Origin of the sequence: Polaribacter sp. KT25b (assembly GCF_900105145.1) — a bacterium.
Lineage (GTDB): Bacteria > Bacteroidota > Bacteroidia > Flavobacteriales > Flavobacteriaceae > Polaribacter.
The window spans coordinates 2,975,583-2,994,131 of the sequence record NZ_LT629752.1 but is presented as its reverse complement, the minus strand read 5'-3'; the positions used below and the strand labels follow the sequence as shown (position 1 = coordinate 2,994,131).

Here is an 18,549-nt window from a genome sequence, read left to right as displayed (position 1 = left end):
TTGAGAAATTTGTTAAAAACAAACTATTTATTTGAGAATTATTAAAAACTGTGTATATTTGCAAGCTGTTTTTTAATAAAGCAGTATTTAGTTGTGTTGTTTTGACGCCTTAATTAAGGTGTCGTGGTTTTGTTAACCAATGGAAAGCTTCCCTGAAATGGGACGCTTTTTTTATTTTAGAGAAATTTAGTTTTTTAATAATAGGTTGTTATTAATTAAAAATAGTTAGTCCAATTTATTTCTCTTTAAGTATAATCACTCTCAATAAATAATACTTTTCTACAACATTTTTTGTTGCTTTTTGTAAAAAGAATCAGCTTGTAATTTCATTAAATCTCTTGCTAATTTTTGTTTATAAGTATGCAATTCATCTTCTTCTGCAATATCTTTATAAACTTTGTTATCTATACTAATATCTGCTTGTAACATTTGTTCTCTTTGATGTACTTGTTGCTTTACCAAAGTTTTAATAGCAGTTTCATAATCCTCTAGTTTGTAATCATATTCACCTTTTGGAGATAATAGTTTTGCAATAATTGGTGATGTTTCTATTGCTAAAAACAACAAAAAGATAAAGAATGATGGTAGCCAAGGTAATTGATCAAGTGCTGTTACTCTTGCCATTAATCCATCAAAATTAGATATAATTGGTTGTGATTTTGTTTCTGCTAATTTCTGATTTTCAATTAGCGCAGCAATTGAACTTTCTTTACGTTCAATTTTTTCTAGATTATCTTTTCTAAGTTGATTTAAAGCTGCTAAAGAAACGTCATGTTTTTCTCTTTTTTCTTGATAAACAGGTCCTTTTCCTAATTTTTTTGTTCCTTTTGTTCCTTCTGCCTCTGTAATATAAGTTTCATATAAAGCATTAGTTACTTTTTCTTTACTGATGATTTCTTGTTTTAAGAATTCAATTTCTAAATTTATTTTTTCAATTTCAGGAGTAAATTGTTGTGCAATCTGAGTTTTATTATCCAAAGTCATTTGGTTTTTCTCTGTCAATAAAACTTGATTGATTTCTTTTTCAAATAATTTTAATTCTAAAGGTTTAGAAATTACAATAGCAATAATTACTGCTAATATAATTCTTGGTGAAGCTTGTAAAAATTCTTTGAGTTTAGAATCTTTTTTTTTGATTGTAGAAACTATAAATCGATCTAAATTAAAAATCAATAAACCCCAAACTAATCCGAAGAAAATAGCTGCATACAAATTATCAAAAACGGTATATAAAGCATAACTTCCAGCAATTGTTGCCATAATTGCAGTAAAAAAAACGGTTGCGCCAATACCAACAAATTTATTTTGTTCACCATTACCACAGTTCTCAATAATATTTTTATCAACTCCAGAACACGTAAGAAAGAATTTTTTAAGCACAGTTATTTATTTTATAATACAACGGATAAACTTTAAAATTGTTACTTAAAGACCTCGAATTTTATTAAAATACTTACACAAGTTTCGTGTTTTACATCAATATAAATTCGAGGTTTGTATAATTATTTTCTTTCTATCGTTATTGGTTTTTGAGATATTTTAACTATCGGTTTTTCTGAATCTTTATTTCTTGTATCGATATTTAGTTTTTTGTTATTTTTTAATAATTCAATCGCTTTATCGGCAGTAATTTTCGTTCCTTCAAAATAAAAAGTAGCGTCTTTTTTTGCCATTTTTATTACATGATCTAAAGCTGAAATTGGCGGTGGAGGAGTAGATATTGTGTTTCCAGTTCTCATTTTCCATTCTTCATAAGCCTTTTTAGCTTTTAAAATTTGTTCTTTTGATGCATTTGGAACTGGTGGAGGAGGAGGGATTAATAACTCATCTTCTCTTGTTAATTCGTCTTTTAATTTATAGAAAACTTTATTGTTTTTCATCAATCTTAAATAAGGATGATGAGGATGAATTGGTCTTTTGTTCCTTTTTTTATTTTCTTTTGAAAGTTTAAAATACATACTTCCTAGCTTAGAATATAAGTCTGTTAATACCTTTTGTCTTTCTGCTGAACTTTCTGTAAAATGAGGTTTTTTATTTCTTTCAATTTCATATGATTTATTTAATTCACTATAAGGATTAGTGTCATATTTTTCTCCAATCTCATTTATTATTTTTCTAAATTCTGTGTCTCTTTGCTCATTAATTGTTTCAACTTTATGCTCTTTTTCTAAATATTCTTTAAATGCTTGAATTCTTTTTTTATTTTTATTTTCAAAATATTTTGTAGTTTCTAAATGAGCCTGGTTTTCTTGTGGAAAACGTTTGCTTCTAGCATTTTTATAAACATGGCTGTTAGAATATCTAGCAAAATCTGTATTTTTAAAATTGTTTAAAACTTCATTTTTTACAACTTTTCCATCAATCCAAATTGCATATTTAGAGTTGTCTTTTAAGTCCTCTATTTGTTGTTTTGTAGGAACTATTTTTTTAAATTTTAATGATGGAGGAGGAATTAACCTAGCTTTTTCTTCATCATTTAATTCGTTATACTTTTTAGAAATTTTATTACCATTTTCATCCTTTCTGATGAATGTTAATTTTTTATAATAATATTCTTTATAAATTTCTTTTTCATCGGAAATTTCTTCAATTTCTTCTACTACTTCTATTTCTTGAATTTCTTCAACTATTTCAATAGTTTCTTGCGCTTCAACTCTTTCTGCAAAGAGGAAAATAAATCCTGTTAAAAGCGGAATTACCGCCAGTTTTTTTAACAAGATTTTTGTCTGTGAACTTTGTGTTGTCATCATTAATAATCTTTTTTTAGTAAGTGAATAATTCAAATTACTGGCCAAGTAATATTCGTTTTTCCAAGCAGCAGTGTTTAAAAGTAAATGCTGATATTGAAATGTGTTTTTATGTTGTTTGATAACAGTTTCATCTGCTAAAAATTCATGGTTTAATTGAACCGCTTTTTTAAGTAAAATAAAGAAAGGATTTATCCAAAAGATAATCTGAATTAATTCTAAAATTAAAACATCTAACGTATGTCTTTGAGTAACGTGTGTTAGCTCGTGTGTAAATAATTCTTGTTCAATTTTCTGATTTTCATAATCATTTTTATTGATGAAAATGTAGTTCCAAAAAGTATGTGGAAGTATTTTATCAGAAACCAAAACTAACTTAGCTTTTTGATACTTAACTTTTGTGTTTGTTCTTATTTTATTAATGATTTTAAGTAAGTTTCTACCAAACCTGAGAAGTAAAATAGAAGAGATTGTTAAATAAATACCTATTAAAATCTGAGTGTAATTAATTTGTTTTTCGATATTAGCTTCTGTTGCCGTAAATTCTGAGTAATTAACATTAGAAACAGGCAATGTGGTTTCAATAATAATAGGTGTAGCGTCAATATAAATAATATATAAAGGTGCTAAAAAAGAAAAAAAAACACTTCCTAATAAATAAAATCGATTAAAAGTGTGCATTTTTTCTTTTTCTAAAATAAAGTGATAAAATGCTAATAATAGTGCTAAACAAGTTGCAGATTTTAAAAAGTAGGTAATCATAATTGTTGCTTTTTAATTTGAGAATCAATCACTTTTTTTAATTCTTCTAATTCTTCGGTAGAAAGGTTGGTTTCTTTGGTAAAGAAAGATGCAAACTGACTAGCAGAATCGTTAAAGAAATTTTTAATTAAACCATTTACATGTTTAGAAAAATAATCTGTTTTTTTAACTATTGGATAATATTCTCTTGATTTTCCAAACAATTTATAGTTAATAAAACCTTTATCAGTAATTCTTTTTAACAAAGTCGCTACCGTTGTTGTTGCTGGTTTTGGTTCTGGAAAATCTTCTAATAAATCTTTTAAAAATGCTTTTTTGCGTTTCCATAAATACTGCATTAATTGTTCTTCGGTCTTAGATAATTGCATCTTTTTTTATTTTACTCTACAAACATAGAATAAATATTTTAATTCTACAAGTGTAGAGTTGAAATATGTTTTAGATTTTGTATACATTTGTTTAAAATCAGAAAAAAACGACAATGAAAAAAATAGTTCTATTAGCAAGTATTGTTTTATTAAGTTCTTGCGCTACGGTTAAGTTTAAAGATAAATGGTTAAAAGAAAAAGCACCAAACACTTTTACAGCAAGATTTGAAACTACACAAGGTAATTTTGATATTGTTGCCAGAAGACTTTGGTCTCCAAAAGGTGTGGATAGATTATATCAAATGATAAAAAAGGATTATTATACTGATGTTGCCATTTTTAGAGTTGTGCCTAATTTTGTTGCTCAATTTGGAATTCATAATGATTCTTTAATCAATAAAAGTTGGCAAAAAGGAATTGAAGATGAACCTGTTTTAGCTAAAAATGATTCGATGTCTATTTCATTTGCTAGAGGAGGAGTTAATACAAGATCTAATCAAATATTTATCAATTTAAAAAATAATAATAGATTAGATACGCTAACTTATTCTGGTGTTACAGGTTTTCCTGTAATAGCAAAAGTAATTTCTGGTAAAGAAAATGTGTTAAAATTTTATAATGGTTATGGAGATAAATTAGGTTACAAACAAGATTCTATTGCTAAGTTTGGAAACAAGTACTTAAGAGAAAAATTTCCAAAAGTAGATTATATTATAAAAGCTTATATTCTAAAATAATTTAGATTTTATTGTAAACAAAAACAACCCACAAATTTAATTTGTGGGTTGTTTTTTATAAAATTATTTATGAATAAGTTATTTAATTTTAAAAGTAACTTTTCTTGCAAATTGTCTAGCTTTTTCTTTAACACTTGCATCTACACCTCCGCCAGAAAAAGAAAGTCTATTTGCATTTATACCCGCCGCAACTAAAATTTCAAATACACTTTTAGCTCTGTTTTCAGAAAGCTGTAAATTTTGATCTGCATTACCGGTTTCATCAGCAAAACCAATTAATTGAGCGCTAACTGTTGGGTTATCAATCATAAATTGTTTTAAATAATTCACAGAATTTAAAGAACCTTCTTGAATAGTTGTTTTGTTAGTGTTAAAATATACATTTATATATCCGCTGTTTAATAATTCTCTAATAAAATCTACATTAGATGAAGTAACTTTACTAGCATATTTAGAGTTAGATTCACCTTTTAAAAGATATCTTGTGTCTAATTCATAAATTAACTCTTCTTTATTTATATCTGCTTTTCTAACTTTTAAATCAGAAATTTCTGTTTCAGCTTTATCCAAGCGTTCTTTAATTTCTGATAATTCATTATTCACGTACACTTCTTCATCTGGAAGAAAATCTGCATTTTCTTTCTTTTTACCTAATGAAACACTTACACCTATAGAAGTGTTAAATATACTTGCAGTTATATTGTCTGCATTACGTGTATTTGCTGCTCCATCAAAAGTAATATCTTGATTATCGTGCATTATTGTAGAAAAATCTAAAAATAGAGAAACACGATTTGATAATTTATATTGTGGAGTAAAACCTATCATAATATTAAAAATAGATTCACTATTATCGATTGGTGTTATTGTGTTTAAATTAGAAAGACCAAAACCAGCATGAAATAAAAAATTGAATTTTTTTGTCCAGCTACTAAATTTAAAAAGATTTCCAGCATTTACAACACCTTCTAAGTTCGTTCTGTAATAATTAGCTTTGTATGGTAAACTTCCGCTACCTTCTTTAAATTCATTATATCCAACACCTAAACGTAAACCAAATTTTTCGTTAAACATATATCTAACACCAAAGTTTGCTTGTCCTGGGTCGAATGAGTTAGATCTATATCCATCAGAAAGTGGATTAATAATCCTTGTTACACCACCGCCTAAATCTATAGACCATTTATTATACTCTTGTTCTTGTGCGTTTACTATAATAGTAGAGCAAAATAAAAAAGCTCCTAAAATAATTTTTTTCATAATTTTTTGTTTTATCCCCTTATACAAATTTATAACTTTTTTTTATAATAGGTTTAATATTATGTAAAGAGTCTAATAATTAAGTTAAAACGTTTGTTTAACTAGTTTAAAAGGCAAGTTTATCTGTTAATTTGAATAGAAGCAGATAAAATTGGTTTTAGAGTTATTTAATTTGAAATTCTTTTGGTGGTTTTGCATTTAAAAGATGAGTTACAAAATAATCCCAGCGTTTACGCGTCATATAATTTGTCATATCTCCATAACCATGTCTTTTATTTGGAAATAAAATCATGTCAAAATCTTTGTTTGCTTTTATCAAAGCTTCTACAACTAACATTGTGTTAGATGGCGGCACATTATCATCTACAGAACCATGTGTAATTAATAATTTACCTTTTAAATTTTTGGCAATTAATTGATTTGCTTGATTGTCGTAATTTGTAGTTCCGTCTCCATTACCTTCTAAACTTCCATCCACTAAAAGACCTTGCCATTTTTCTCCCCAATCTGCTTCATAATTTCTATTATCATGATTTCCTGATCCAGAAACAGCAACATCGTAAAAATCTGGATATTCAAAAACCGCTCTTGTTGAGGCAAATCCTCCACCAGAATGACCCCAAATTCCAACCCTTTCAATATCCATTCCTTTATATTTTTCTGATAATTGTTTAATCGCAGTTATATTATCTGGTAAACCATTATCACCCATATTCCCATAATAGGCATCATGAAAAGATTTAGATCTCATTGGTGTTCCCATCGCATCAACAGCAACTACAACAAAACCAAGTTCTGCAACTGCTTGGAAATCTCTCCAAACAGCTCTAAAACCATAATTACCAACCGAACCAGATTGTGGACCTGGATAAATATAATTTAAAACAGGATATTTGTTGCTTTCATCATAATTACTTGGTAAAAATAGCAGGCCATATAAATCTGTTTTTTTATCACGTGCTTTTACAGAAAACTCAACGGGTTCTTGCCAGTTTTTTGCTTTTAATTCAGAAATATCTGCGGATTCTAAATCAATTATTTTTTCTCCATTTCCATTTCTTAAAACTGATATTGGAGGGGTTTTTGTTGTAGAATACGTATCAACTAAAGTAGTATAATCATCAGAAAAAGTAGCAGTATGTGTTCCTTTGGATGGTGTTAAATTTGTAAGATTCGAGCCATCAAAATTTACTTTGTAATAATAATTGTGATACGGATTTCCTTCTTCTTTTCCACCAGCTTTAAAATAGATTTGCCTATTATTTTTATCTATATTAATAATTTCTTTTACAATCCAATTTCCTGTAGTAATTTGATTTTTTAATTCTTTTGTTGTTAAATCATATAAATAAATATGACCCCAATTACTTTTTTCTGAATACCAAATAAACTCATTCGAATCAAATAAAACTTTCCAATTTTCTGCATTAACACCAGATTCATAAAAAGTGTCTACTTTTTCTTTATGAATCGATTCAACAACTCCAGAATTAGCATCAGCTATTTGTAAGTGTGCTATTTTATGATCTCTAGAGCCAGAAACAAACGCAAATTTTGTTCCTTCGTTATTCCATTGTGCGTCTAATAATTCGTTATTCCAATCAGCAATATGATCTGTAGTAGTTCCTCTTTGATAATCTTTATCCATTTTTAAACGAACCGTTTTAGGTTTATTTCCCACATGAATAATTACTCTTTCGATTGTGAAAATAATTTTATCGCCTGGCAGCGGATGTTTCCAAGCTTCTAATTTTTGATGGCCAACATTTGTAGAAGTTAAATACATCATACCAACACCTCTTGCATCTTGTTGAAACGTGGCAATTTTATCAGAATTTGGAGACCATTTTAAAACAGCTCCATCACTTTTTGTCCAGCCAGCATTATTTGTTGCGTAGCCATAATCTTGAATTCCATCAAAAGTAAGTTGTGTTTTTTTATTGGTTTCTAAATCACGAACCCAAAGGTTATAATTATCTATATAAGCAGCCAATTTTCCATTAGGAGAAATATGCTCATTTCTCGAAGTTCTTTTTAAACTTAATGCTTCTTTTGATAGTGAATTTTTCTTTAGATTATAACTAAATTTTTGTCGATAAGCAGAAAAATGAAGTGTTTTTAGGTCATCAGAAAAAGATAAACTGTAAATTGGTAAATCGTTTGCTTTAATTTCTTTCTCTAATTCTTTTGATAAAATTTCGGCTAATTTTTCATGATTAAAAGCCTCTTTTTTAGTTTTTGAAGTTGCATCAACTAAAATAAATTTTTTGCCTTTTTTAGTTTTTGTTGCATAAATAAAACTACTGTTATTTATAAAGTTAGTTCCAGTAACCTCATTGTAGACTAAATTGTATAAACTTCTATCCATTTGGGCTGCTGCAGCTTCATATTCTGCAATTGTAAACTCTTTTTGTTCTTTTGTTTTAGAGCAAGAAGTAATAAATAAATAGAAGCATAAAAATGCAATAAATTTTAAATAGTTTGTTTTCATAAAATAGTTTTCTGTTAAATGGTTTTTATTTTGATAACTTTTTAAAATATTGATAAATGAGGGGGGATTTTCAAACTCCTAATCTTCTTTTAAAATAGAGTTATTTATAATTTATTTTTAGTAAAAATATAAAAGTTATCATCAATCTTAAAATTGTTATTTATGGTTTTTAAATCTAAAGATTCCCAATTCTCTCTAGGATAAATCCATGTTTCTTTACTGTCAATAGTAACCTTTAAAGGCATTTTAAAGTTAGAAACAGTGTTTGTCCAGCGATATTTTAGTGTTTTATTTTCAATTTTATATTCTAAGATTGGTATTCTAATATCTCTTAAATATTGATTAAAAAATGCAGATAAATCAATGCCAGTTTCAGTGCTTAAAAAATTTTCAATTTGAACTGTTGTAACTGTTTGATGGTAAAATGTTTTATTCATTTTTCTTAAAATAGAGCGCCATTTTTCGTCATTATCAACTAGTTGTCTTAAAGTATGCAACATGTTTCCTCCTTTGTTGTACATGTCTCCAGAACCTTCGTTGTTTACATTGTATTTGCCAATAATTGGTTTTTTGTTAGCAATAGATTTTCTAAGGCCAATTATATATTCAGAGGAGGCTTTTTTGCCATAATAATATTCAACAAAAAGACTTTCTGAGTAATTAGTAAAGCTCTCATGAATCCACATATCTGCAATATCTTTATTGGTAATATTGTTTGCAAACCATTCATGTCCAGATTCGTGAATTATAATAAAATCGAATTTTAGCCCCCAACCAGTTCCAGATAAATCACGTCCTAAATATCCTTTTTTATATTGATTTCCATAGGTAACCGAACTTTGATGTTCCATACCTAAATAAGGTACTTCTACCAATTTATAACCATCTTTATAAAAAGGGTAAGGTCCAAACCAATGTTCGAAAGCTTTCATCATTTTTGGAGCGTCTTTAAAATGGTTTTTAGCTTTTTCTAATCTACCTTTTAGCACATAATAATCCATGTCTAAATTTCCATTTTCACCATAAAAAACTTCAGAAAAATGAGTGTAATTGCCAATATTTACATTTACGCCATAATTATTGATAGGATTATCTACAAACCAATTGTAAGTTTTTGTAGTTCCATGATCTTCTATACTTTCTAAACGTCCATTAGAAACATCCATTAAATTACTAGGAACTGTAACGCTAATTCGCATGCTATCAACTTCGTCGTACATATGATCTTTACACGGCCACCAAACACTAGCGCCTAAACCTTGACAAGAAGTTGCTACAAAATGATTGCCTTTTTTATCTTTTTTCCATGAAAAACCTCCATCCCAAGGAGCGTTTTTTGCTTCTTTTGGATTTCCTTCATAATAGACAACAATAGACTCTATTTTGCCTATATTTTGATTTTTTACAAGTTTTACAAAATGAGCATTTCCGTCGTGTATTACTGTCAATACTTTACCATCTTGTGTTACTTTTGTTATTTTAAGTGGCGCTTGTAAATCAATTTGCATTGTTTTGTTCTCATTTAAAACTTTGTATTTGATGGTGTTTTTTCCTGAAATGAATTTTTTATCAGGATCAACTGTAATATCTAAATGGTAATAAGTTAAATCCCACCAAACTCTTTCTGGAGTAATAGAACCTCTTAAGGTGTCTTGTTTGGTAAAATTGTTTTTCTCGCTTAATAAGCCTTGAGAAAAGGTGTTAATTGAACTGAATATTACAAAACTTATTAGAATGTAAAAACCATTTTTCATGTAGAATAAATTATTTATTTTTAAAAAAAATAGCTTGTCAAAATATAATTTCGACAAGCTAAATCTAAAAGATTATTTATTTTGATAATTCTGTGAAATATTTATAAAAATACGGAATTGTTTCAATCCCTTTTAGGTAATTCCAAACGCCAAAATGTTCATTTGGTGAGTGAATTGCATCAGAATCTAAACCAAACCCCATTAAAATAGTTTTGCTTTTTAATTCTTGTTCAAACAAAGCAACAATTGGGATACTTCCTCCACTTCTTTGCGGAATTGGAGTTTTACCAAAGCTAGTTTCGTACGCTTTACTTGCAGCTTGGTATGCAATCGTATTAATTGGTGTAACATAACCTTGACCGCCATGATGAGGTTTTACAATAATTTTCACGGATTTTGGAGCAATATTTTCAAAATGATTTTTAAATAATTCTGTAATTTCTCTCCAATCTTGATTTGGTACTAAACGCATAGATATTTTTGCAAAAGCTTTGCTTGCAATTACTGTTTTTGCACCTTGGCCAGTGTAACCTCCCCAAATTCCATTTATATCTAAAGTTGGGCGAATAGAATTACGTTCGTTAGTAGAATATCCTTTTTCACCATAAACGGCATCAACTTTTAAAGCGTCTTTATACTTTTCTAAATTAAAAGGAGCTTTTGCCATTTCTGCTCTTTCTTCGGATGATAATTCTTCAACTTTATCATAAAAACCAGGAATTGTAATATGATTATTTTCATCATGTAAAGAAGCAATCATTTTTGTTAAAATATTAATAGGATTTGCAACTGCACCTCCATAAAGCCCAGAATGTAAATCTCTATTTGGCCCTGTAACTTCTACTTCTACATAACTTAAACCACGTAAGCCTGTTGTAATTGAAGGAATATCGTTTGCAATCATTCCTGTATCAGAAATTAAAATTACATCATTTGTTAGTTTTTCTTTATTTCTCGGAACAAACCAAGCCAAACTTTCAGAGCCAACTTCTTCTTCTCCTTCAATCATAAATTTTACGTTACAAGGTAAATTTCCTGTTGATGTCATGTATTCTAATGCTTTAACATGCATAAACATTTGCCCTTTATCGTCACAAGCTCCACGTGCAAAAATGGCGCCTTCAGGATGAATATCTGTTTTTTTGATAACAGGTTCAAAAGGTGGAGAAGTCCAAAGGTCGATAGGATCTGCTGGTTGAACATCATAATGGCCATAAACTAAAACTGTTGGTAAGTTTTTATCGATTATTTTTTCTCCGTAAATAATTGGGTAACCTGGAGTTTCGCAAAGTTCAACGTTATCACATCCTGCTTTTTTTAGGCTTTCTAAAACAAAATCAGCAGTTATTAAAACATCTTTTTTATAAGCAGAGTCTGCACTTATAGATGGAATTTTAAGCAACTCAATTAGTTCATTTAAGAACCTTTTTTTGTTGTCTTTTATATAAGATTGAATTGTATTCATATGGAAGTTATTTTTTCTTCATCAAAAATAGAAAAATAATAACGAACTGCTTTGTAGTTTGTGATGTTTGTTTATATTTGCATCCCGAAATCTTCGGAAAAGTTGCAGGCGTGGTGGAATTGGTAGACACGCTAGACTTAGGATCTAGTGCCGCGAGGTGTGAGAGTTCGAGTCTCTCCGCCTGTACAATAAGAGAAAAACCTCAGCTTTATAGTTGAGGTTTTTTTATTTCTGATTTTTAAAATACCTAATAATAGGTATTTTAAACTTATAATTTTGTTTATAAGTTTGCTTTTCTTGATAAAACTTAAAAATAAAATGAAAAAAATTATTATTATTCTTGTTATAGGTTTTCTTTTTTCATCTTGTGAAAGTGAATCTGATTCTGATTGCGATGGACCTCTATTAACTTTTAAAAACGGAACTAATTTTAGTATTACTCTTATTATTAATGGAAAAGTAGAAAAAACAATTAGTGCAGGGCAAACACATTTAGTTCGTTATCCTTCAAATTCTATAACTTATTCTGCAGCTGCAGGTAACCATCGTTGGGGAAAAACAATTACATTAGATGATTGTGATGCAAAAAGTATTACGTTAACTGTTTAAAAATAGTTTTAGTTATCTAAAACTCCAATTTTTATAATTACTAGAAGATTCAAGTTTATTTTCTAAATTATCTGGTAAATTAGGAAAAAAATCAATGCCAGTTTTTTGCTCAATCTCATCAATAGAAACAACAAAATTGTACAAAGGTTTTTTACTTTCTTTATGAGGGAATAAAAATGCAATTGCTTTTATTTCTGGTTTTGTGTAATCTAGTAGAATTTTATAAAAGTGATTAGGAACAGAGACTTTTTCTGATCCAATAGTTTTTAAATTTCTTTCTAAAACCCCGCCAGAAATAACATATAAATGATTGTATTTCTTAGCCCAATAACGTGTTTTTTGTTCTAATTTATTCCAGATTCCTGCATTAAAATCGTGTTTTTGAGGAGAAATATTAGAAGTGTAAAAAGTTTCATTATAACTTTCTTTGGATATTCTTCTATCTGCAGCAGGACATAAATGACCTCTGTCGTAACCAGATTTTTTATAGTTGCGCCAATTTGCAGATTTTGTTTTTACTTTAGGATCTTCAATAAAAAAAGGGCGTTTTCTATCACTATAAACAATATCTTTTTTATCTAAAGAATAAGCGCAACCCATTCTGCTTGCTCGTGTTTTTCTGAATAGGATAAAACATATCCATTATGATTTATAATTGCACCAGTGGTAGAAGTTGGTAAATAATTAAATCCTTCAATTTTTACATCAGTAATAACTGTTTTATCCGAAGAAATGAGTTCTTTTTTTTCTTGATATAAATAATATGACAATACAATTACCAATAAAATCGCAGAAATAACTTTTTTATTCATGCTTATTTTTTAAGCTGAATTACCTCAAAATCATCCGTTTTATCAACATTTAAAAATATATCTTGAGCTTCTTTTGGAGGCGTCGTTAATTTTCTTGTATTTAAATCAATCCAAGCTCCATATACTTTTATAACTGCAGATAATTTTCCAGCTTCATTAAAAACTTCATGCACAATTTTCCAACGTTCATTGTTTTTAGAAAGTCCAGATATTTTAATGTTTACAGAAATATTTTCTCCAATATGAATTTCTTTTCTAAAAGATGTTTCTTCTGTAAATAAAATAGGGCCAATATTAAGTTTGGTAAATTCATCAATAGAAAAGTTTTGTTCTTTAAAATAACGAACTCTTACTTCTGCTGCATATTCATTATATGCTGTATGACGCATGTGTCTGTTTGGGTCAAAATCAGACCATTTTGTGGCAAATGTTACTTGATAACTCATAGTGCGAAATTAAAAAAAAACCTGATACGTTTCTAAAACATATCAGGCTTTTATATTTAAAATTTTATGTTTTTAGTTTTTTATGATGGTAGATTTATCTCTCAATTTTAATTCACTTAAAACGTTTAAAGCTTCAGAAACATACATGTCTTTTGATAAATTTTTATGCCAAGCAACTCTTTTATCAGCTAGACTGTTATCTATTTTTAATAAATCTTGTTCATATTTTGGCGATGAAAAAGTAAAATCTGATTTGTAATCGAAAACAGATTTAAACTTTTTAGCTTCTACTTCTTTTACTTCACTTTCTTCATAAAACTTTTTATAATTTAAAGAATACGAAGTTTCATCTTGATTTTTCTTTAACCATTTTGCATACTCATTTACGAGTTGAAAGTTTTCGCTTGAAGCAATTCTTTGTTTGCTGTTATAAACTACATCAGCAAAATTAGAATAAGAATTTGATTGTGTATATTTTGCTTGTGGCACTTTATCCCAAGCTAAAGCTCCTTCTAAATCGCGCTCACCAAACTTCATATAGCTATATCTGCTTGGCATTGCAATATCAGAATAAACACCTTCTATTTGAGTTGAACCACCATTAACTCTATAGAATTTTTGAATCGTCATTTTTAAATATCCTAAATCTGTTTCGTATTTTGGATAAAACTGATTAATTGGCAATACATTTTGTACTGTTCCTTTTCCATAAGTTTGGTTTCCACCTAAAATTACAGCTCTTTTATAATCTTGCATTGCTGCAGCAAATATTTCTGATGCAGATGCAGAAAATTCATTTACCAAAACAACAACAGAACCTTCCCATTGTGTTTTAGGGTCGATATCTTCTTTAACAACAGGGTTATCTCCTCTATATTTTACTTGTACAATTGGACCTTGATCTATAAATAATCCTGATATTTCAATAGCTGTTTTTAAAGAGCCACCACCATTATTTCTTAAATCTACAATTAAACCTGTAACGCCTTCTCCTTTTAATCTTTCAATTTCTTGCTCCATATCTTTTGCAGAATCTCTGTAAGCATCATCAGAAAAATCAATATAAAAACTTGGTAAATCTATAATTGCAAATTTTTTGCCATTTTTTTCTACAATACTAGATTTTACGTACGTTTCATCTAGCTCAACAACATCTCTAATTATAGAAATTACTTTTATAGAATTATCTAGTTTTTTCTTAACAGTTAATCTAACTTCTGTTCCTTTTTTTCCTTTAATAAATTTAATGGCATCATCTAAACGCATACGAACAATGTCTATAGGTTCTTCGTCTCCTTGCGCAACTTTTAAGATAATATCTTCTGGTTCTAAATCTCCTTGTTTTGATGCAGGTCCACCGGGAACCAATTCAAAAACATGTGTGTAAATTCCTTTTTTTTGTAAACGAGCACCAATTCCTTCTAATTTACCAGATATATCTTGATCAAATTTTTCTTTAATATTTGGAGACATATAGGTTGTATGAGGATCAAAAGCGCCAACAACCGAGTTTAAAAAAGTAGAAAACCAATCATCGTTTTCTAATTCTTCGATTCTTACATATAATTCGTCCATGTTTTTTAAAACTTCTTCTCTTGCTTCTTTTTCTAAAGTTGCAAAAGATTTTACTTTAAAACTACTGTCTTTTTTTACTTTATTTTCTTGAAGTTCTGTTTGTTCTTCTATTCTGCCTAAAGTTTGTAATTTTAATTGTTTTCTCCAATAATCTATTAATTCATTATTGTTTTTAGCAAACGGAATTTTTTCATAATCAATTTCTATGGTTTCGTCTTCGTCAAAATCAAAAGGCTGACTCAATAAAGCAGCATAATATGATTTTGCTTTTTTCATTTCGTCTAAAAAACGATTATAAACTAAGTTGTAAAAAGTTAAATCATCTCTTAATAATTGATTATCTATTTCATATTTGTATTGAGAAAATTCTTTTAAATCTTCTTGTGTAAAATAACGTTTACTTGGATCTAAACCATCAATAAAAGAATTGTATACTAATTCAGAAAAATCATCATTTAATTCTTTTGCAACAAAATGGCCACGTGTTAAAATATTTTTTAACACATAAATTAATACTTTATCCTTGTCTGGATCTGGGTCAGAAAAGTTGTTTTTTTCTGATGCATTTATCACAAAACTATTTATTAATAAGGTAATTACTAAAAGTATTGTGTTAAACTTAAATTTCGTTTTCATAAATCTACGATCGTTTTTTAATTATTTTATAATTTCAAACTACTAAAATAGTGCCAAAAATTATAGCTATACAATGTTACATAAAATTAAACTTTCTTATTCTTTACAAAATGTTAAAAAGAAAATAGGTTAAAATAAATTACATTTGCTTTAAAGAATGGAAAAATCAGCATTCAAAGTTAATTTTTTATTTTGAAAACTGCAATTAACTTTGAATCTTAAACCTATAAAGTATGCAAGAAAGACCTTTGATTTTAATAACAAATGATGACGGAATTACTGCTCCAGGAATTAGAGCGCTTATTAAAATAATGAATAAAATTGGTGAAGTTGTGGTTGTTGCTCCAGATAGTCCGCAAAGCGGAATGGGGCATGCAATTACTGTTGATAATGTGTTAACTTGTAATCCTATTACGATTGATGATGGACCTCAACTAGAATATACATGTTCTGGAACGCCTGCCGATTGTGTAAAAATGGCAATTAGTGAGATTTTAAATAAAAAACCAGATTTATGTGTTTCTGGTATTAATCATGGAGCAAATTCTTCTATAAATGTAATTTATTCTGGAACAATGAGTGCTGCAATTGAAGCTGGTATAGAAGGTGTACCTGCAATTGGGTTTTCTTTATTAGATTTTAAATGGCATGCAGATTTTAAACCTGCAGAAGAATTTGTAAAAAAAATTACGCTAAATACCTTGTTAAATGGTTTGCCAGAGGGCATTGTTTTAAACGTAAATATCCCAAATTTAAAAGCTGAAGAAATAAAAGGTGTTAAAATTTGTAGACAAGCAAATGGCTTTTGGAAAGAAATTTTTGACAAACGTAAAAGTCCTTTTGGAAAAGAATATTATTGGCTTTCTGGTGAATTTGTTAATAAAGATAAAGGGCAAGATACAGATGTTTTTGCTTTAGAAAATGGTTATATTTCTATTGTACCTGTTCAGTTTGATTTAACAGCACATCATATGATTCAAAAAATAAACTCTTGGGAACTGTAAAAAAAGACATACTTATTGGTATTTTAATTTCCTTTTTTGCAACTGCTGCAGGAATCTTCTTATACTTAGAATATTTTTCTAAGTATAGTTTTGATGACACTCTAAAAATGATTCAAGAAGGAAATTTGTATGGAAAAATTTTGTCTTTAGCTGCAATTCCTAATTTATTTGTCTTTTTTGTGTTTATTAAAAAGAAACAAGATAACAGAGCAAAAGGCGTTTTATTTGCTACAATTTTAATAGCTTTAACAACATTAATTTTAAAGTTTTTCTAAATGAAATATTACATTATTGCTGGTGAAGCTTCTGGAGATTTACATGGTTCTAATTTAATGAAAGAATTGTACAAAGAAGATGCACAAGCAGACATCCGTTTTTGGGGTGGAGATTTAATGCAAAATGTTGGCGGAACTTTAGTAAGTCATTATAAAGAAAGAGCTTTTATGGGCTTTTTTGAAGTTTTAAAAAACCTATCAAAAGTATTGGGTTTTATGAAGTTTTGTAAAAATGATATTGTTGATTTTAAGCCAGATGTACTCATTTTTATAGACAATTCGGGCTTTAATTTACGAATTGCAAAATGGGCAAAACTACAAGGTTTTAAAACCAATTATTATATTTCTCCACAAGTTTGGGCAAGTAGAGCAGGTAGAGTTAAAGATATTAAAAGAGATATTGATAAAATGTTTGTAATTCTTCCTTTTGAGAAAGAATTTTATAAAAAACACGATTATGAAGTTTCGTTTGTTGGGCATCCTTTAATTGATGCAATTGCTGATAGAAATCAAGTTGGAATTCAAAAATTTAGAGAAGAACACAATTTAGGAGCAAAGCCAATAATTGCGTTACTACCAGGAAGTAGAAAGCAAGAAATTACCAAAATGCTTTCTGTAATGTTGTCTTTAGTTGATGATTTTTCTGAGTATCAATTTGTAATTGCAGGTGCGCCAAGTCAGGATTTTTCTTTTTATCAGCAAATAATTGGCGATAGAGAAGTGCGTTTTATCAACAATAAAACCTACGATTTATTAAGTATTTCATATGCCGCTTTAGTGGCATCAGGAACCGCAACTTTAGAAACCGCTTTATTTAAAGTACCACAAGTGGTTTGTTATAAAGGCGGAACGATTTCTTATCAAATTGCAAAAAGAATTATTACGCTAAAATTTATTTCTTTGGTAAATTTAATTATGGATAAAGAAGTTGTTACAGAATTAATACAAAATGATTTTACAAAAGAAAAATTAGTAGTAGAATTGCGCAAAATTTTAGATGCTAAAAATAGGGAGAAACTATTTTTAGAGTATTTTGAATTAGAGAAAATTTTAGGAGGTAAAGGAGCATCAAAAAAAGTAGCAAAATCTATATATAAAAACCTTAAAAATTAAACTTGCAATGAAAAAAATAAGCTTTATCTGTTTGTTCTTTTTGTTTATATTGAATTCATGCGGAACAGTAAGTCCTTTGGTTTTAAAAGCAAATAAAGGAGTCTCAGTTACAGATAAAGTAGTTTACAATGCCTTACAATTTGAAGGTGTAAGATATAGAAGAGGAGGCGTTACGGCTAATGGTTTTGATTGTTCTGGGCTTATTTACACTTCTTTTAATTTAGAAAATATTCAATTACCAAGGCAATCTATGTATATGGCAAATGAAGGTGTTGAAATTTCATTAAGCCAAGTTAAAAAAGGGGATTTATTATTTTTTATTACAGGTAGAAAAAGTAAAAACATTAATCATGTTGGGTTGATTGTTTCTAAAGATGATAACGAAATTAGTTTTATACACGCTACAACTGCTAGAGGTGTTATTGTTTCTAGTTTGTCAGAAAGATACTGGAAAAATGCATTTTTAAAGGCTACAAAAGTATTATAATACTTTAA

Annotated in this window: 15 protein-coding genes, 1 tRNA gene and 1 pseudogene; 7 read left to right on the top strand and 10 right to left on the bottom strand. The window is 28.4% G+C overall.

All coding sequences use genetic code 11. The annotated features are described in order from the left end of the window. Nucleotides 1-279: 279 nt before the first annotated feature. The 3 genes from BLT70_RS12880 to BLT70_RS12870 all read right to left on the bottom strand — a co-directional run bounded on the left by BLT70_RS12880 (nucleotide 280) and on the right by BLT70_RS12870 (nucleotide 3,877). Nucleotides 280-1,380, bottom strand: coding sequence for a DUF4407 domain-containing protein (locus BLT70_RS12880; RefSeq protein ID WP_091895037.1), 1,101 nt, complete (start codon nucleotides 1,378-1,380; stop codon nucleotides 280-282). A 122-nt stretch (nucleotides 1,381-1,502) separates the two neighbouring features. Beyond that, complete coding sequence (locus tag BLT70_RS12875) at nucleotides 1,503-3,509, bottom strand: M56 family metallopeptidase (protein ID WP_091895035.1); 2,007 nt, start codon at nucleotides 3,507-3,509, stop codon at nucleotides 1,503-1,505. Further along, entirely contained in the window at nucleotides 3,506-3,877 is a 372-nt protein-coding gene (locus BLT70_RS12870) for a BlaI/MecI/CopY family transcriptional regulator (RefSeq protein WP_091895033.1), read from the bottom strand. Before BLT70_RS12870 ends, BLT70_RS12875 begins: the two co-directional genes overlap by 4 nt. Before the next feature lie 113 nt (nucleotides 3,878-3,990). Here BLT70_RS12870 and BLT70_RS12865 point away from each other — a divergent pair, with 113 nt between their 5' ends. Continuing rightward, nucleotides 3,991-4,614 (top strand): peptidylprolyl isomerase, encoded by a 624-nt coding sequence (locus BLT70_RS12865; protein WP_091895031.1) that lies wholly within the window; start codon nucleotides 3,991-3,993, stop codon nucleotides 4,612-4,614. A 78-nt stretch (nucleotides 4,615-4,692) separates the two neighbouring features. Here the strand turns inward: BLT70_RS12865 and BLT70_RS12860 are convergent, their stop codons facing one another. The 4 genes from BLT70_RS12860 to BLT70_RS12845 form a co-directional block, all read right to left on the bottom strand. Further along, nucleotides 4,693-5,874 carry an OmpA family protein gene (locus BLT70_RS12860; RefSeq protein WP_091895029.1) on the bottom strand — a complete coding sequence of 394 codons (1,182 nt, stop codon included), beginning with the start codon at nucleotides 5,872-5,874 and terminating at the stop codon, nucleotides 4,693-4,695. 163 nt (nucleotides 5,875-6,037) lie between these two features. Beyond that, a complete protein-coding gene (locus tag BLT70_RS12855; protein WP_091895027.1) occupies nucleotides 6,038-8,365 on the bottom strand; it encodes a DPP IV N-terminal domain-containing protein in 2,328 nt (775 codons plus the stop codon). Nucleotides 8,366-8,469: 104 nt separating this feature from the next. Beyond that, on the bottom strand, nucleotides 8,470-10,119 hold the full coding sequence (locus BLT70_RS12850; protein ID WP_091895025.1) for a M1 family metallopeptidase: 1,650 nt from the start codon (nucleotides 10,117-10,119) through the stop codon (nucleotides 8,470-8,472). A gap of 76 nt (nucleotides 10,120-10,195) precedes the next feature. Next, the gene (locus tag BLT70_RS12845) at nucleotides 10,196-11,584 is read right to left on the bottom strand and encodes a dipeptidase (RefSeq protein ID WP_091895023.1); all 1,389 of its coding nucleotides are present in this window, start codon (nucleotides 11,582-11,584) and stop codon (nucleotides 10,196-10,198) included. 104 nt (nucleotides 11,585-11,688) lie between these two features. Between BLT70_RS12845 and BLT70_RS12840 the strand changes: the two genes are divergently transcribed. Beyond that, nucleotides 11,689-11,770 (top strand) — tRNA-Leu (locus BLT70_RS12840). A gap of 132 nt (nucleotides 11,771-11,902) precedes the next feature. Next, on the top strand, nucleotides 11,903-12,193 hold the full coding sequence (locus BLT70_RS12835) for a hypothetical protein (RefSeq protein ID WP_091895021.1): 291 nt from the start codon (nucleotides 11,903-11,905) through the stop codon (nucleotides 12,191-12,193). Nucleotides 12,194-12,205: 12 nt separating this feature from the next. Here BLT70_RS12835 and BLT70_RS12830 read toward each other — a convergent pair. The 3 genes and pseudogenes from BLT70_RS12830 to BLT70_RS12820 form a co-directional block, all read right to left on the bottom strand. Then, nucleotides 12,206-13,005, bottom strand: a pseudogene (locus BLT70_RS12830) (DNA/RNA non-specific endonuclease). A gap of 2 nt (nucleotides 13,006-13,007) precedes the next feature. After that, nucleotides 13,008-13,451 (bottom strand): thioesterase family protein, encoded by a 444-nt coding sequence (locus BLT70_RS12825; RefSeq protein WP_091895019.1) that lies wholly within the window; start codon nucleotides 13,449-13,451, stop codon nucleotides 13,008-13,010. 72 nt (nucleotides 13,452-13,523) lie between these two features. Then, entirely contained in the window at nucleotides 13,524-15,662 is a 2,139-nt protein-coding gene (locus BLT70_RS12820) for a carboxy terminal-processing peptidase (protein WP_091895017.1), read from the bottom strand. A 233-nt stretch (nucleotides 15,663-15,895) separates the two neighbouring features. On the opposite strand from BLT70_RS12820, the gene surE reads away from it, so the two are divergent. Genes surE through BLT70_RS12800 form a run of 4 tightly spaced genes read left to right on the top strand, consistent with a single transcriptional unit; the run spans nucleotide 15,896 to nucleotide 18,541 of the window. Further along, nucleotides 15,896-16,666, top strand: coding sequence for a 5'/3'-nucleotidase SurE (surE, locus tag BLT70_RS12815; protein ID WP_091895015.1), 771 nt, complete (start codon nucleotides 15,896-15,898; stop codon nucleotides 16,664-16,666). Next, a complete protein-coding gene (locus tag BLT70_RS12810) occupies nucleotides 16,654-16,941 on the top strand; it encodes a hypothetical protein (protein WP_091895013.1) in 288 nt (95 codons plus the stop codon). The genes surE and BLT70_RS12810 overlap by 13 nt, the downstream gene beginning before the upstream one ends. Continuing rightward, nucleotides 16,942-18,054 (top strand): lipid-A-disaccharide synthase, encoded by a 1,113-nt coding sequence (gene lpxB, locus BLT70_RS12805; RefSeq protein WP_091895011.1) that lies wholly within the window; start codon nucleotides 16,942-16,944, stop codon nucleotides 18,052-18,054. Nucleotides 18,055-18,061: 7 nt separating this feature from the next. After that, nucleotides 18,062-18,541 carry a C40 family peptidase gene (locus BLT70_RS12800; RefSeq protein WP_091895009.1) on the top strand — a complete coding sequence of 160 codons (480 nt, stop codon included), beginning with the start codon at nucleotides 18,062-18,064 and terminating at the stop codon, nucleotides 18,539-18,541. Nucleotides 18,542-18,549 lie beyond the last annotated feature (8 nt).

Coding starts and splice junctions, on each gene's coding strand:
- BLT70_RS12850 (WP_091895025.1), bottom strand. CDS start 10,119: ATGAAAAATGGTTTTTACATTCTAATAAGTTTTGTAATATTCAGTTCA.
- BLT70_RS12865 (WP_091895031.1), top strand. CDS start 3,991: ATGAAAAAAATAGTTCTATTAGCAAGTATTGTTTTATTAAGTTCTTGC.
- BLT70_RS12825 (WP_091895019.1), bottom strand. CDS start 13,451: ATGAGTTATCAAGTAACATTTGCCACAAAATGGTCTGATTTTGACCCA.
- lpxB (WP_091895011.1), top strand. CDS start 16,942: ATGAAATATTACATTATTGCTGGTGAAGCTTCTGGAGATTTACATGGT.
- BLT70_RS12875 (WP_091895035.1), bottom strand. CDS start 3,509: ATGATTACCTACTTTTTAAAATCTGCAACTTGTTTAGCACTATTATTA.
- BLT70_RS12820 (WP_091895017.1), bottom strand. CDS start 15,662: ATGAAAACGAAATTTAAGTTTAACACAATACTTTTAGTAATTACCTTA.
- BLT70_RS12870 (WP_091895033.1), bottom strand. CDS start 3,877: ATGCAATTATCTAAGACCGAAGAACAATTAATGCAGTATTTATGGAAA.
- surE (WP_091895015.1), top strand. CDS start 15,896: ATGCAAGAAAGACCTTTGATTTTAATAACAAATGATGACGGAATTACT.
- BLT70_RS12855 (WP_091895027.1), bottom strand. CDS start 8,365: ATGAAAACAAACTATTTAAAATTTATTGCATTTTTATGCTTCTATTTA.
- BLT70_RS12835 (WP_091895021.1), top strand. CDS start 11,903: ATGAAAAAAATTATTATTATTCTTGTTATAGGTTTTCTTTTTTCATCT.
- BLT70_RS12800 (WP_091895009.1), top strand. CDS start 18,062: ATGAAAAAAATAAGCTTTATCTGTTTGTTCTTTTTGTTTATATTGAAT.
- BLT70_RS12845 (WP_091895023.1), bottom strand. CDS start 11,584: ATGAATACAATTCAATCTTATATAAAAGACAACAAAAAAAGGTTCTTA.
- BLT70_RS12860 (WP_091895029.1), bottom strand. CDS start 5,874: ATGAAAAAAATTATTTTAGGAGCTTTTTTATTTTGCTCTACTATTATA.